Origin of the sequence: Pantoea cypripedii, from assembly GCF_002095535.1 — a bacterium.
Classification (GTDB): Bacteria; Pseudomonadota; Gammaproteobacteria; order Enterobacterales; family Enterobacteriaceae; genus Pantoea; species Pantoea cypripedii.
The window spans coordinates 590,528-605,331 of record NZ_MLJI01000003.1 but is presented as its reverse complement, the minus strand read 5'-3'; the positions used below and the strand labels follow the sequence as shown (position 1 = coordinate 605,331).

General features: G+C 54.7%; 15 protein-coding genes. 5 read left to right on the top strand and 10 right to left on the bottom strand.

Going from position 1 to position 14,804, the window contains the following annotated elements; all coding sequences use genetic code 11:
* Positions 1–22: 22 nt before the first annotated feature.
* Positions 23–856: an SDR family oxidoreductase gene (locus HA50_RS30760; RefSeq protein ID WP_084881169.1), complete on the top strand. Its 834-nt coding sequence runs from the start codon at positions 23–25 to the stop codon at positions 854–856.
* A 44-nt stretch (positions 857–900) separates the two neighbouring features.
* Here HA50_RS30760 and HA50_RS30755 read toward each other — a convergent pair whose 3' ends face one another.
* Positions 901–1,752, bottom strand: a complete 852-nt coding sequence (locus HA50_RS30755) for an aldo/keto reductase (protein WP_084881168.1) — start codon at positions 1,750–1,752, stop codon at positions 901–903.
* A 271-nt stretch (positions 1,753–2,023) separates the two neighbouring features.
* Between HA50_RS30755 and HA50_RS30750 the strand changes: the two genes are divergently transcribed.
* Complete coding sequence (locus tag HA50_RS30750; RefSeq protein WP_420851481.1) at positions 2,024–3,070, top strand: NAD(P)-dependent alcohol dehydrogenase; 1,047 nt, start codon at positions 2,024–2,026, stop codon at positions 3,068–3,070.
* 45 nt (positions 3,071–3,115) lie between these two features.
* Here the strand turns inward: HA50_RS30750 and HA50_RS30745 are convergent, their stop codons facing one another.
* The 6 genes from HA50_RS30745 to HA50_RS30720 all read right to left on the bottom strand — a co-directional run bounded on the left by HA50_RS30745 (position 3,116) and on the right by HA50_RS30720 (position 7,902).
* Complete coding sequence (locus HA50_RS30745) at positions 3,116–4,387, bottom strand: alanine racemase (RefSeq protein WP_084881166.1); 1,272 nt, start codon at positions 4,385–4,387, stop codon at positions 3,116–3,118.
* Between the two features lie 11 nt (positions 4,388–4,398).
* Positions 4,399–5,136, bottom strand: coding sequence for an amino acid ABC transporter ATP-binding protein (locus tag HA50_RS30740; protein WP_084881165.1), 738 nt, complete (start codon positions 5,134–5,136; stop codon positions 4,399–4,401).
* A complete protein-coding gene (locus tag HA50_RS30735) occupies positions 5,133–5,777 on the bottom strand; it encodes an amino acid ABC transporter permease (RefSeq protein WP_084881164.1) in 645 nt (214 codons plus the stop codon). Before HA50_RS30735 ends, HA50_RS30740 begins: the two co-directional genes overlap by 4 nt.
* Positions 5,774–6,511, bottom strand: a complete 738-nt coding sequence (locus tag HA50_RS30730; RefSeq protein ID WP_084881163.1) for an amino acid ABC transporter permease — start codon at positions 6,509–6,511, stop codon at positions 5,774–5,776. Before HA50_RS30730 ends, HA50_RS30735 begins: the two co-directional genes overlap by 4 nt.
* 49 nt (positions 6,512–6,560) lie before the next feature.
* Complete coding sequence (locus HA50_RS30725) at positions 6,561–7,397, bottom strand: ABC transporter substrate-binding protein (RefSeq protein ID WP_084881162.1); 837 nt, start codon at positions 7,395–7,397, stop codon at positions 6,561–6,563.
* Between the two features lie 112 nt (positions 7,398–7,509).
* Positions 7,510–7,902, bottom strand: coding sequence for a RidA family protein (locus HA50_RS30720; RefSeq protein ID WP_084881161.1), 393 nt, complete (start codon positions 7,900–7,902; stop codon positions 7,510–7,512).
* 394 nt (positions 7,903–8,296) lie between these two features.
* Here HA50_RS30720 and HA50_RS30715 point away from each other — a divergent pair, with 394 nt between their 5' ends.
* Together HA50_RS30715 and HA50_RS30710 are read left to right on the top strand one after the other, a co-directional pair.
* Positions 8,297–9,049 (top strand): IclR family transcriptional regulator, encoded by a 753-nt coding sequence (locus HA50_RS30715; protein WP_084881160.1) that lies wholly within the window; start codon positions 8,297–8,299, stop codon positions 9,047–9,049.
* Positions 9,050–9,171: 122 nt separating this feature from the next.
* Positions 9,172–10,278 (top strand): ABC transporter substrate-binding protein, encoded by a 1,107-nt coding sequence (locus HA50_RS30710; RefSeq protein WP_084881159.1) that lies wholly within the window; start codon positions 9,172–9,174, stop codon positions 10,276–10,278.
* Between the two features lie 58 nt (positions 10,279–10,336).
* On the opposite strand, the gene HA50_RS30705 is transcribed toward HA50_RS30710, so the two are convergent.
* On the bottom strand, positions 10,337–11,200 hold the full coding sequence (locus HA50_RS30705; protein WP_084881222.1) for a DMT family transporter: 864 nt from the start codon (positions 11,198–11,200) through the stop codon (positions 10,337–10,339).
* A 120-nt stretch (positions 11,201–11,320) separates the two neighbouring features.
* Between HA50_RS30705 and HA50_RS30700 the strand changes: the two genes are divergently transcribed.
* Entirely contained in the window at positions 11,321–12,694 is a 1,374-nt protein-coding gene (locus tag HA50_RS30700; protein ID WP_084881158.1) for an aminotransferase-like domain-containing protein, read from the top strand.
* Positions 12,695–12,776: 82 nt separating this feature from the next.
* Here the strand turns inward: HA50_RS30700 and HA50_RS30695 are convergent, their stop codons facing one another.
* Together HA50_RS30695 and HA50_RS30690 are read right to left on the bottom strand one after the other, a co-directional pair.
* Positions 12,777–13,874 (bottom strand): NADH:flavin oxidoreductase/NADH oxidase, encoded by a 1,098-nt coding sequence (locus HA50_RS30695; RefSeq protein ID WP_084881157.1) that lies wholly within the window; start codon positions 13,872–13,874, stop codon positions 12,777–12,779.
* Positions 13,875–13,957: 83 nt separating this feature from the next.
* Positions 13,958–14,710 (bottom strand): DeoR/GlpR family DNA-binding transcription regulator, encoded by a 753-nt coding sequence (locus HA50_RS30690; RefSeq protein WP_084881156.1) that lies wholly within the window; start codon positions 14,708–14,710, stop codon positions 13,958–13,960.
* Positions 14,711–14,804 lie beyond the last annotated feature (94 nt).

Here is a 14,804-nt window from a genome sequence, read left to right as displayed (position 1 = left end):
GACGAACTATTGAGAGGTCAATATGACGAAAGATATCGTGGTAATTATCGGCGCGGGTGGCATTGGTCAGGCGATTGCACGCCGTCAGGGATTTGGCAAAACGCTGCTGCTGGCCGATTTCAATGCGCAAACGCTGCAACAGGCTGCTGATCAAATTGTGGCAGCGGGTTATCGCGTCGAGACGCAACATGTTGATGTGACATCGCGTGACTCGGTACAACAGCTGGCTGCTTATGCGGCGTCACTCGGCAATGTGATGCAGGTGGTCAATACCGCGGGTCTGTCACCGAATATGGCTCCGGTAGACAAAGTGCTGGAAGTGGATCTCTACGGTGCCGCACTGGTGTTTGATGAGTTTGAAAAAGTTATCGCTCCCGGTGGTGCTGGCCTGATTATCTCCAGCATGGCAGGCCATATGATGCCTGCGCTTCCCCCGGAGCAGGATCAGGCGTTAGCCTTTACGCCAGCCGATGAGTTACTGGATTTACCTTTCCTGCAACAGGATGCCATCCCGAATACCCTGGTGGCTTATATGATGGCGAAGCGTGCCAATCATCTGCGTGTGCAGGCCTCGGCTATCAGCTGGGGTGAGAAGGGCGCACGGGTGAACTCAATCAGCCCTGGGGTCGTGGTGACTCCGCTGGCGCAGCATGAACTTAACTCCGACATTGGCGACATCTATCGCGCGATGGTCGATGCCTCTCCGGTAAAACGTATGGCTCCTCCCGAGGAAATTGCTGTTGCGGCGTCTTTCCTGCTGGGTCCGGATGCCGGATTTGTTACCGGCAGCGATTTACTGATTGATGGCGGTGTGATTGCGGCGATGCGCGCAGGAAAATTGCAAACACCGGGTTAATCAGGCGGAGCTCTGGCCACCCGGTATGGCCAGAGTCACACGGCTTAAATATCCAGCTTGTGTTTGGTGATCGCCTCAACGCGAGCGGGGTCGCGGTGTGAGAAGAAGGCGCTGGTGCCGCTATCCATCGCGGTGATCAACAGCATCTCTTCCGCATTGAGGGTGAAATCTTCGATGGAAAAGTTTTCCTGCATCCGTGATTTTCGCACTGATTTTGCCAGTGACACCACGCCACGTTGCCATAACCAACGCAGAATCACTTGTCCGACCGATTTGCCATAGCGCTGGCCGATAGCGGTGAGCAGGGGATTTTCGAACAGATTATTGCGTCCTTCGGCGAAAGGTGCCCATGCCTGCGGTTGAATCTGGCGGCTTTGCATCCACGCAACAGGATGCAGCTGCTGGTGGAAGGGATTGACCTCAATCTGATTCACTGCCGGAACGATACGGTTATAGGCGATGAGGTCTGCCAGTCGGTCCGGGTGGAAATTGCTCACGCCAATGGCGCGAATTTTTCCCTGCTCCGACAATTCTTCCATTGCGCGCCAGGCACCATGCACATCGCCATACGGCTGGTGGATGAGATACAAATCTACGTAATCAAGCTGGAGGCGGTTAAGGGAACGTTCGAACTGAGCTTTAGCCCCTTCGTAGCTGGTGTCCTGCAACCACAGCTTGGTGGTGATAAACAGTTCTTCACGTTTGATCCCACTGCGGCGGATAGCGTTTCCGACCTGGGTTTCATTCAGATAGGCAGCTGCGGTGTCGATGAGACGATAGCCGACCTCAATGGCATCCAGCACTGATTTTTCACATTCTGCCGGGTCGGTAATCTGGTAAACGCCGAATCCCAGCATCGGCATACTGACGCCGTTATTTAACAGGACGCTTTGCATTTTTATCTTTCCTGTGACGATGGAGAACTAAAAAGCATAGCGCCTGGTGGGCGGCGGAATGGATTTTTTCGGTCGTTAGCCCCTATAAATGGCGTTCATTAATCAAGGGCGGACATTGATACCGGCCTGGGAGCCAGCCGTAGCGGCGCGATTTATCGCGCAGGTTTCATGAATGCCATTCATATCCTCATTATGCCAGGGCATCTTAATCCCCCCGATGCCAGCCAGTATGATGACTTTTTTAATTTCTGTAGTTTGCGAGGAAGCCATGATCAAATCCATTAAAGCGATTGGCACTGATTCATCTATCAATCCTTTAAATGTCTTCAGCATTCAGCGTCGCGGATTGTTACCGGATGACGTTGAAATGGAGATCCTGTACTGCGGCATTTGTCATTCAGATCTTCATCAGGTGAAGAATGATTTTGGCGCCAGCCATTATCCGATGGTGCCAGGGCATGAAATTGTCGGCCGGATAACCGCTGTGGGTTCAGACGTTAAAAACTTCACTATCGGCGATTATGCTGCCGTGGGCTGCATTGTCGATTCATGCGGTACCTGCCCGGCATGTGAACGCGATCTGCAACAATTCTGTGAAAATGGCACCACTTATTCTTTTAATACGCCAGATAAACATCTGGGCGGTATGACCTTTGGTGGTTTCTCACAAACCTATGTGTGCAAAGAACGCTATACCCTGAAAATGCCGCACTTTGATGATATGGCAGCGGCTGCACCGTTACTCTGCGCCGGTATTACCGTCTATTCGCCGCTGAAGCACTGGCAGGCGGGGCCTGGTAAGGTGGTTGGCGTGCTGGGCATTGGCGGCCTGGGACATGTCGCGATTAAGATTGCGCGCGCGATGGGGGCTCACGTTGTGGTCTTCACCACATCACAAGCCAAAGTTGAAGATGCCCAGCGTTTAGGTGCCCACGAGGCTGTGCTGACATCCGATGCTGAGCAAATGAAAAAATTTGCCAGCAAAGTCGATCTGATTATCGATACGGTATCAGCGAAACATGACATCAATGCCTGTCTGCAACTGCTGGCGATTGATGGCACCGTGGTACTGGTGGGTCTGCCGCCGGAACCTATCGAAGTTGGTGCGTTTAATGTGGTTAAAGGACGCCGCAGCTTTGCCGGTTCCAATATCGGTGGCATCGATGAAACCCAGGAAATGCTGGAGTTTTGTGCCGAACACAACATCACTGCCGATATTGAGCTGATTACCGCAGATCAGGTTAATGAGGCGTTTGTGCGTCTTGAGAAAGGCGACGTTAAATACCGATTTGTGATCGACATGTCGACCCTGAACTAAGAAGTATGCGGCCGGGACTCCCGGCCGCCATTGGCGACATATCACTCAGAATGCTGTTTCCAGTGAATCTGTGACGCAATAATCATCATCCACCAGCGGCAGATAGCGCCATTTATCGAACGCGGTGCAGGGATGCGAAATACCACAACCAACCCAGTCACCCACCTTTAATTCGTCGTCCTCTGCTAGCTGCAAATACGCATGCTGATCGTTCACTTCGCTGATGCGCATCGCACCAGCCGCACGAGGTGCACTGCCATCGGCATCACGTACCCACATCGGGTTCGGCAAATCCTGATCGAACGGCACATCGCGGCGGCCAAAATCCACAAATGCCAGTCCCGGCTCCGGGCGTGATAACACGCGGCCCCAGATTTCCAGCGCGGCGTCAAAATGATGCGTGGCACCCGGTTGCGAGAAGGGATTGATCCGCGCATATAGCCCGTTATCGTGCGCCATATAAGCACCGGAACGAATCAGCGGGGTTACGGGTAATGGCAACTGCGCTTCGGTAAAACAGGCGGTGACAACGTCAAACCAGGCTCCGCCACCGGCGCTGAGAATAATGTGGTCGCGTGCGAACAGCTGTTTTTCTGCCAGCCGTGCGGCAGTGGCGATCAGCATCTGACAATAGTCGTGTACCCTGGCGATACCGAGGCTATCGCGACCCGCCCCCAATGCGCCTTCATAGCCTGCCACGCCCACCAGTTGCAGGGCAGGGCTGGCAGCAATCGCCGTCGCAATCTCCAGTGCAGCAGCCTGGGTGCGGCAACCGGTGCGTCCGCCACTGACCGACATCTCCAGCAATACCGCAATCTGACTGTCACCGAGGTGCTGTTCCAGCAAGCGTACTCCCTGTAGTGAATCTACGTAGCAGAGAAAACCGTGGTCGGGATGCTGCTTTTGCCATTCACCAATCCAGCGGATACCCGCAGGATCGACCAGTTGATTGGCGAGAAAGACGTTGCGAATGCCAAACTGACGTAGCGCGCGTACCTGCGCCGGGGTGGCGGCGCTGAGCCCCCAGGCTCCTCCTTCGGTAATGGCGCGGCGCAGAATGGCAGGTGACATTGACGTTTTGCCATGTGCCGCCAGCATCACCCCCTGTTCACGGCAAAAGTCAGCCAGCTGACGCAGGTTATTTTCCAGGGCCGATTGCTTCATCAGCAGCAACGGTGAAAACACCTGTTCACTGCTGAGCACGGCGGTGCCAATCGGCAGCGGCGCGTCACCCGCCCCGGCGACCGATTTGAATCGTGGTGCGGGTTGTTGTGCATCCAGCCTGCCATCCGCCACCAGCGGGAATTGAATCGACATAGCACCCCCGATCAATGTTCAAGTACGCGCGATAAAAACTGCTGCGTGCGTGGATTTTGTGGATGGACGAAAATCTGCTCTGGCGATCCCTGTTCGGCAATCACGCCCTGGTCCATAAACACCACACGGTCAGCCGTTTTACGGGCAAAACCCATCTCATGGGTCACGACGACCATCGTCATGCCTTCCCGTGCCAGGCTGCGCATCACTTCCATGACTTCACCCACCAGTTCCGGGTCGAGGGCTGACGTGGCTTCATCAAAAAACATAATTTTAGGTTCAACTGCCAGGGCACGGGCAATCGCCACGCGTTGTTGCTGTCCACCGGACAGCTGCGCTGGATAGTGATGTGCACGCTCAGCCAGACCGACGCGTGTCAGTGCCGCCATGCCGCGTTTATTGGCTTCCGCTTCGGAGAGTTTCTGCGCTTTGATCAGCGCCAGTGTGACGTTACCGAGTGCCGTTTTATGCGGAAACAGGTTGAACTGCTGAAACACCATGCCAACGTGACCACAGATTTCCCGGCTGCGTTTGCGATCGTGCAATGGCACCTGATTAACCCAGATCTCGCCACCGTCGGCAGTTTCCAGCCCGCTCATAATGCGCAGCACGGTACTTTTTCCCGAACCCGATGCACCGATCAACACCAGCACTTCGCCAGGTGAGACATCAAGGCTGATCTCTTTCAGTACCTGGGTGGCACCAAACGATTTAGTAATACGGCTCAGCGTAATGGCGGACTTGCTCATGATAACTGACTCCTGGTTTGATGATGTTGAACCCAGCGGGAAAGCGGAAAGCACACAACGAAATACAGCACGGCCACCAGGCCATACACCACCACCGGCTGGCCGATGCGGTCAACAATCGCCTGACCCTGATGCATCAGCTCCGACATGCCGATCATGCTGACAATTGAGGTGTCTTTAATCAGGGAAAGGTACTGCCCGACCAGCGGCGGCAGCACGATGCCGCGCGTCTGCGGCAGGACCACGCTAAGAAAGGTCTGGCGTTTAGACAGGCCAAGGATCCATGACACTTCCCATTGTCCTTTCGGCACGGCTTCGATCCCGGCACGAAACACTTCGGCGATATACGCGCCCTGATAAATGCTCAGGCCGAGAATCCCGGCAGCAAACAGGTTGATTTCATAGCCGAAATACGCCACGCCGAAGTAAATAAACATCAGGGTGATCAGCACCGGTGTGCCACGGAACAGCTCGGTATAGAGCACGGCAACCTGACGCGCGACCGGTAATCGGCTGGTACGCAACACCGCCGCGAGCAGACCAAGTAAGGTACTGCCAGCAATCGCCGCCACCGACAGCAGCAGGGTGATACCCAGCCCTTTTAACAGCAGCGGTAACGAACTGATGATCAGGTCACTCATAGTGCGTTCTCCCGTTTCAGTGGGTTAGTCAGCCATTTTCTTGCCCACCACCAGGCGGACTTTTTTACCTGGGTCACCAGCGGCGGATGAAACATCCGTCGTCCTGCCAGATTGCCGAGCCAGGAAAACAGGTTGCTGAACAGCAAATACACCACCGTCACCACGCTGAAAGTCTGGATATAGAGCAGGGTACGGGCGTTGATCACCGTTGCGGTGCCGGTCAGTTCGGGCAAGGCAATCGCGGACAGCAGCGACGTGCCGAGTAACAACTGAATCAGGTTATTGATAATCGCTGGCCATACTGCGCGCGCGGCCTGGGGCAGCACTACGCTGAGAAACACCTGACGACGCGGGATGCCCAGAATCCACGCCGCCTCCAGCTGTCCTTTCGGCACGGACTGAATCCCGGCGCGAAAAGTCTCCGACAAATAAGCACCCACGTTGATGCCCAGCGCCAGCACACCAGCGGTAAAGGCGCTCATGGTGATGCCGAGAGAAGGCAGCCCGAAAAAGATAATAAAGATTTGCAGCAGGACGGGCGTATTACGGATAAATTCCACATAACAGTGACTTACCCAGCGCACCGGTGCCAGTGGAGAGGCTTTCGCCAGTGCCGCCAGCAGTCCCAGCGCCACGGCCAGCACAAAAGCCAGCAGGGTGACCTGAAGCGTCAGCCAGGCGGCGGCCAGAAAGGTTTCGCCATAATTCCACAGGGTTAACCATTGATAACTCATGGGCTTACTCCTTCTGACGGCGCAGCATGCAGCGCTGCGCCGCAGACAATCAGAATTGCGGGTTCAGCGGGTAACGCGGTTTGCTGCCAAACCATTTCTGGTACAGCGTGGCATTCTCGCCGGAGGCATTGATTTCAAACAGGAATTCATTCAGATAGTTGAGCCATACCTGGTCGCCCTGTTTCACGCCAAAGGCGTTGTATTCCAGCGGCACCAGCGCTTCGTTGGTCACCGTCAGCGTCGGATCGAGTTTGGCCTGATAAGCGAGGAAGTTGTTATCCTCGATCATCGCATCTGCCTGGCCCTGTTTCACGGCAAGGATCGCTGCCTGTGAAGAGTCGTATTCCTGGATTTTCACGTCGATACCCATGCTGCGCACTTCGTCACCGTTGGTTGAACCTTTGACGGTCGCAATGGTTTTACCGGCCATGTCATGGGCGGATTTGATGCCGCTCTCTTTGCGTACCAGCATCGCTTCACTTGCTACCACATACGGGTTGGTGAAACCGATCTCTTTGGCGCGCTCCAGATTGCGGGTGAAGTTGCAGAACACCACGTCCACTTTATTGGTTTGCAGGTTGGGAATGCGGTTGGCGCTGGTGGTATTGACCATTTCCAGTTTAACGCCCATCTCTTTCGCCAGCGCTTTGGCTAAATCGACGTCATAGCCATCGGGATTGCCGTCCTTATCGTAAAAGCCGAAAGGCGCGAAGCTCAGACAGTCACCGACGCGCAGCGTGCCGCGTTGTAACACGGTTTGCAGCGCAGATTGTGGTGCCGCTCCCGCCTCTTTTTTCTCCTCGGTGGGGGTACAGCCAGCCACGGCCAGCATAACCAGCGCACCTGCAACCATTCTGGCGCTCATCTTCAACGAAATTGCATTCATTTTTTATGCTCTCTTATTTAATGGAGACAACATGAAAAAACATGACTTATTAACGACACACCCTGGTGTGGGCAAAAAATAAAAAATTCAGTCTGTTGTTGGTGAGGTAATGTTATTTACGATCGCTACGGAAACATTTCATATCGACTTCAACTTTGCAGTCGACAACTAAATCCTGCACGCTACAAATACGTGCGGGAGGGTTTCCGCTAAATATCTCACTGAATACTTTATTAAATGAACTGAAGTAGCGGGCGTCAGTTAATACCGCAGTGACGTGCACCACATCTTCCACCCGGTAACCAGCTTCCCGCATGATAGACAGGCAGTTATCGAACGCCAGCCGGGTCTGTTCGATGATGCCGCCTTCCACTACTTCGCCATCGCGCATCGGTGTCTGGCCGGAGATATACAGCCAGCCATCAGCTTCTACCGCCCGTGCGAACGGCAGTTTCTGGCCGCCGGTGCCGGTACCACCTTCAATGCCATAACGTTTGATCGTCATGCAACTCTGCTCCTTTTTAATCAGGACAACTCTTTACTGGGTTGTCCGGTATATCAGACTCGTATCTGCAATATCGGATAGGGCAAGATTTGCACAGGATTTTTGCTTTTGCAATATGTGTGGGGGGATTTAATTTTTTGTGATGTTGTCGCGATCGCAAAATAAAAAAATGAAGCTGAAGTTTTCTTAATCGGAATGTGACCTTTATCGTGGTTTTAAAAAATACATCAAGCGGCATGCGCTAAAATGAGGCCCCAAAATAGAACAGGAAAATATAAAGACAGAAAATAAAAATTTAATTAACAGGGATGGGTTAACGTCAGCGCTGGGTGTATGATGCTTTTCTTTTTGGCGCAGTTCAGCCACCGCATTATTGCCTGAGGAGAATTTGCTTATGCCGGATGAAAAGCCATCACGGGCGCGCGGCGTTGACCGGGTTATCGACATTTTTCGCCAGTTGCATATCGCCCGGCAGCCGATGGCGATGCGTGATTTGATCGATGCCACCGGCGCACCTCGCTCCAGCGTTTATGAGTTAGTCAGCCTGCTGAGTGAAGCGGGTCTGGTGGAACTGGATGCTGATGGCGCGGTTTTCTTTGGACGGGAAATGCACTACTACGGTGCAGACTACATGGCGCATAACGATCTTATCCGCCGTGCTCATCAGTTAATGGTAGAAATCGTTGCGCGTCATGGCGAAACCGTCCAGCTCTGTATGCTGGAAGGGGATAAGTACACCGTGGTGCTGTCGGAAAGTAATGCGCATCCGTTCAAAATCACCTCGGACATCGGTGTACGCGTGCCCATCACCTGGACAGCCACGGGACGTTTGCTGCTGAGTAACTGGTCCGATCGCGCGATTCTCGATCTGATCCCGGAAGAAGACTATCAGCTGGCGAATGGACAAATCCTCGATAAACAGGCGTTTTTGACTGACATCCACCGCGCTGGGCAGCTGGGTTATTGTCTGACAGAGGGCCTGTCGGAGAGTTTCACCTGTTGTATGGCCGCCCCGATTCGCTCGCGAAGCGGACAAGCGGTGGCGGCGATCTGCTTTATGGTGAGCCGTGATACCCCTGAGGAGCGTCGCCAGATGCTGTTGCAGGAACTGATCGTATCCGGGCAGAGACTGTCTGATTTCACCTGAACCCCTTCGCGTTTTCTACACACTCCGACACAACTGATTGAAGTACAGTTTATTTTTTGTCTCTTAAGGTTGTGTTAAGGTTATTGATAATAATAACTATTCTTTTTATCACGGAGTTTGCGATGAAAACGCGCTTGTTACTGGCTATGGGGTTACTGGCTTCAGCGGCGGCTTCGGCCACCACCTATCCAGTGAGCATTACCGACATGGATGGTCATACCCAGACCATCAACAAAGAACCGCAGCACATTATTTTGCAGGATGGTCGTGATGTCCTGACGCTGGCGTTACTGGATCGTGATGACCCATTCAAACGCGTGGTCGCCTGGAATAACCTGCCGAAAAAGCAAGACACCCAGACCTGGGACATGCTGAAAGGGCGCTGGCCGGAAGCGACGAAAATCGTCGATATGGGCTTTAACGATCAGGGACAGGTCAACCTGGAAAGCGTACTGGCGCAAAAGCCGGATTTGATGATTGCGCAGCTGCGCGCCAAACCGGCGCTGAAGCAATCGGGTGTGCTGGATACGCTGAACAACCTGCATATCCCGGTGGTGTTTGTTGATTACGAACTGCACCCCGCTCAGAACACCGCGCCGTCTGTTACTCTGCTGGGTAAAGTGCTGAACCGCGAAGCGCAGGCCAAAGCCTATACTGATTTCTATCATCAGCATATGGAAAAGCTGACACAGACGATTGATAAGATTAAAAATAAACCTACGGTATTTATCGAGCCGATTGCGGGCAACAGCGACAACTGCTGCTTTACCCACAGTCATAATGGCTGGGGCGGTCTGGTTGAAGCCGTCGGTGGCAAAAATATCGGTTCTGCGTTGCTGCCAGGTAGCTCTGGTTTTGTCGCGCTGGAAAAAATCATCGCCATGAAGCCGGATGTTTATATCATGACCGGTTCAAAGCGTCCGAATACCAATGTGCTGCCGTTTGGTTACGGTGTGGATCCCAAAGATGTGGGTGTCACCTTCCAGAAACTGCTGAGCCGTACCGGTCTGTCGCAGATCGCACCGGTGAAACAGGGCCGTGTGTACGGGGTTTACCACCACTTCTATAACCATCCGTACAACATCATCGGCATGGAAATTCTGGCGAAAGATCTCTATCCGCAGCAATTTAGCGATCTCAATCCAACCGCTGATTTCCATACCATTATTAAAGATTTCACCACCTTCCCTGACGATGCGATCACGCTGAGTTATCCGGACAATAAATAACCGTCGGCATTAATGCCGAGCTTACGGGCGTAGGGTGCGCTTTCAAGCGCACCTTGTCTCAACCCGCAAAGCGTTTAGCACCAAACACGCAAACAAGGGTGGCGGATGCCACCATCAGCATGGCCCAGCTGACGGATTCGTGCAGTAGCAAGGCCGCCAGCGCAAATCCCATAAACGGTTGTATCAACTGCAATTGTCCTACCGCTGCAATGCCGCCCTTTGCCAACCCGTGATACCAGAAGATAAAGCCGATCAACATGCTGAAGATGGAAACGTAGGCGAACCCCAGCCAGGCAGACATCGCAATGTTGGCAAAGGTTACCGGGCGAGTGAAAACGGCGATCGGTAACATAATCGGAACGGAAAGAATCAGCGCCCAGCTAATGACCTGCCAGCCACCGAGACGCCTGGAGAGTTTTGCCCCTTCGGCATAGCCCAGCCCGCATAAGATAATGGCCCCGATCATCAGGCTATCACCTCTCATCATCATTCCCGCTGTGCCGCTCAGGGCATAACCGGCGATGATGGCTCCGCCGGTCAGTGAAAACAGCCAGAACAGCGGGCGAGGGCGTTCGCCGCCACGCAGCACGGCAAAGATCGCCGTGGACATCGGCAGCAAGCCAAGGAACACAATCGAACGTGCGGATGAAATATGCTGCACAGCCAGGCCGGTGAGCAGTGGAAAACCCACAACCACGCCCAGCGCGGTGATCGTCAGCGCCGGAATATCGCTACGGGCAGGGCGTCTCTGGCGCAACGCCAGCAATAATAAACTCCCCAGCAAGGCGGCAATGGTGGCACGCGCGCAGGTAAGAAACAGCGGGTTAAAACCGGCGATGGCAGCGCGGGTGGCGGGCAGCGAACCGGCAAAAATCATCACACCAATAAACCCACTGACCCAGCCATTTAATACAATTTTCATCATCGTCTCCTTCCTGAATGTTGCGCAGTAAACCACTGACAACGGCACTCAGGCCAGATACAATCCAGTACACTTTTAAATAACTGTACTGGTCTCCAGGGCGGTACAGCAGGGAACGACATGAAAACCCGTATCGAGCAATTGATGGATGATATTCGTCAGCAAATCGCGTCCAGGGCGCTGACGCCGGGCAGTCGCTTGCCTTCGGTGCGTGCCAGAGCGCAGTCGGCAGGCGTGTCCGTTTCCACCGTGGTGGAGGCATATGATCGGCTGGAAGCGGAAAATATCATCGTCTCGCGTCCGGGGGCGGGCTTCTTTGTTTCCGGGCCGATTGCGCCGCTGGATCTTGCGCAGCTCGGACCGCAGGTGGAGCGCGACATCGATCCGCTGTGGATTACCCGGCAGGCACTCGACGCTGCGCCGGACATGCTGAAACCCGGCTGTGGCTGGCTGCCAGCGAGTTGGATGTATGAAGAGGGAATTCGCCGCGCGTTACGTAAGGCCGCGCGCAGTGAAAGCGTGTTGCTTACCGATTACGCCGTGCCCGCAGGCAACCCGGAGCTGCGTCAACTGCTGACCCGACGGCTGGCGGGCTATGGCTTGTCGGTGAAGCCTGAGCAACTGGTGCTGACGGATTCCGGCACCCATGCCATCGATCTGATCTGTCGCTTTCTGCTGGAGCCGGGGGATAGCGTACTGGTGGATGATCCCTGTTACTTCAATTTCCATGCGCTGCTCAGGGCGCAGCGGGTTAACGTAATTGGCGTACCCTGGACGGCACAGGGGCCGGATCTTGATGCGTTCCAGCAGGCACTGACGCTGCACGCTCCGCGCCTGTATATCACCAACTCCGGCATCCACAACCCGACCGGTGCCACGCTTTCTCCGACAACGGCACATCGGCTGCTGAAAATTGCCGAAGATTCGGATCTGGTGATTGTCGAGGATGATATTTTTGCCGATCTGGAAAGCAGCACGGCACCGCGTTTGGCCGCGCTCGATGGCCTGTCGCGGGTCATGCTGATCGGCAGCTTCTCTAAGACGGTCTCCGCCTCGGTACGTTGTGGCTTTATTGCCGCTAAACCCGCGTGGGTGGATAAACTTACCGATCTTAAAATCGCCACCGGCTTTAGCAGCGGCCAGCTGGCGGCCGATGTGTTGTTGAATATTTTGAAGGACAGTGGCTATCGGCGGCATATCGAGACAATTAAGCAGCGTCTGGCGGATAACCGGGTGGAGGTGATCTCACGGCTCGGGCAGCTCGGCATTCGACCGTGGCTGGTGCCGCAAAGCGGGTTGTTTCTCTGGTGTGAACTGCCGGAAGGGATGAATGCCGCAGACGTCTCGCGCGCCTGTTTGTCTCAGGGGGTGGTATTGGCCCCCGGCAACACTTTCAGCCAGTCCGGCACTGGCGATCGGTTTTTGCGTTTTAATGTGTCGCAGTCAAATGACGAACGGATTTATAGCGTGCTGAAGCGTGTTTTGGGCGGGTAACCCCTTGTAGCGGCGCGATTTATCGCGCGTCTTTTAAAAAACCGCGCGATAAATCGCGCCGCTACGAATGGGGACAGCTACGTCATCGGGCCTTAATACTTCCCTTCACCCCGTGCGGTTCAGATCGCAGATACTGTGGCGGTACATGCACACTGGCACCCAGTTCGGCTGCGGCATGCCAGGGCCAGCGTGGGTCGTAGAGGATACCTCGTGCCAGCGCCACCAAATCGGCATCGCCTTCCTGCAACAGATCTTCGGCCATGCGGGCTTCGGTAATCAGCCCCACTGCGATGACCGGCATGCGGGTGATTTTGCGCAGCTCACGGGCGAAGGGCACCTGATAACCGGCTGATACGGTGATTTTCTGCTGGGCAGAAAGGCCGCCACTGGAGACATGAACATAGGCCGATCCCAGCGCTTCGATTTTCTGGCAGAACTCAGCAGACTGCGGCACATCCCAGCCACCCTCTACCCAGTCAGTCGCGGAAATTCGCACACCCACCGCGACATGCTCCGGCACTGCGGCGCGTACCGCTGCTAACACTTCAAGCGGGAAACGCATACGGTTTTCCAGGCTGCCGCCGTACTCATCTTCACGCTGGTTGGCAAGCGGCGACAGGAACTGATGCAACAGATAGCCATGAGCGCCATGCAGTTCGATCAATTCAAAACCAATACGCACCGCGCGTTGTGCGCTGGCAACAAAAGCCAGTTTGATACGTTCGAGGTCTGCATGGGTCAGCGCGGTGGGTGGGCGCTCACCTTCATGCATCGGGATAGCGGAAGGCGCGACGGTCTGCCAGCCTTGCTGCTCCAGCGGAATCTGTGTGCCGCCTTGCCATGGGGCGAAGGTAGACGCTTTGCGTCCGGCATGGCCCAGCTGAATGCCGAGACGGATATCAGCATACTGGCGAATATCGTTGACCACGGTTTGCAGGGCCTGCTCCGTCGTATCATCCCACAGGCCGAGATCCTGGGGCGAAATACGGCCTTCCGGTTCTACCGCCGTAGCTTCGATGATCAACAACCCTGCGCCGGAGAATGCCAGCTGGCCTAAATGGATACGGTGCCATGCCGTGGCGCATCCCTGTTGTGCCGAATACTGGCACATCGGGGCAATCACGATGCGGTTATCTAACTGAAGCGCACCCAGTTTGATTGGGCTAAACAATTTGCTCATGGGTTTATCCTGGTTTCATGCCAAAGGAAGACATCATGCGCTTATCAGCGTAACCGGCAACGATCAATTTGTGCGTTATAACGTTACTTTGGCTGAGCGACCAGTTCTAACCGCACCCCGGTTTCCGTCAGTTGCTCGCGTGCGGTGGCGGGAATGCCGTCATCGGTAATCACCGCATCAAACGGGTGTTCCGGCGCGCTGGGGTAGGGATGGATCACGCCAAATTTGGAGGAGTCGGTCACGGCGATGGTGTAAGTCTGTTTGGCCATCACCGCATTGATCACATCGCATCGCATCATATCCCGGCCGGTAAAACCGGTATCCGGGTGCCAGCCATCGACGCCGAGAAAGGCTTTATGGAAATTGATATGTTGCAGGCAGAAGCGGGTAAGCGATCCCACCATCGATTCACTGCTTTTCTGGTACTGACCGCCGAGGATAATCACTTCGCACTGCGAATCCCGCAGTAACTGGGCGATGTAGTGGCTCACGGTGATGATGGTCAAATCTTTGCGGCTGGCAAGGCAACGTGCCAGCAACGCGTTAGTGCTGCCGCCTTCAATGAAAATGGCTTCGCCATCATTAACCAGTGACGCAGCGTGTTCGGCAATCGCCTGTTTGATTTTATAGCGGGTACGCATGCGCGAACCGACATCATCACTGTCGGGGGCCACCGCCGAGCCGTGCACGCGACGCAGGAAATTTTCGCGTTCCAGTGCGTTGAGGTCCTGGCGGATGGTCACTTCAGAAACGCCGGTCAACTGCGAAAGCTCGCTCACGCTCACGCTGCCGCGCTCGTTCACCAACTGGATAATCTGTTCGTGTCGGGTATTCATAGAGTTTTTAGGGGGCACGGTTAGGGTAAACCTCGCCAGTCTAGCAGAAAGCGGTGCGCCCGGTGGCGAACGATGGACCACCGGGCAGATTTCA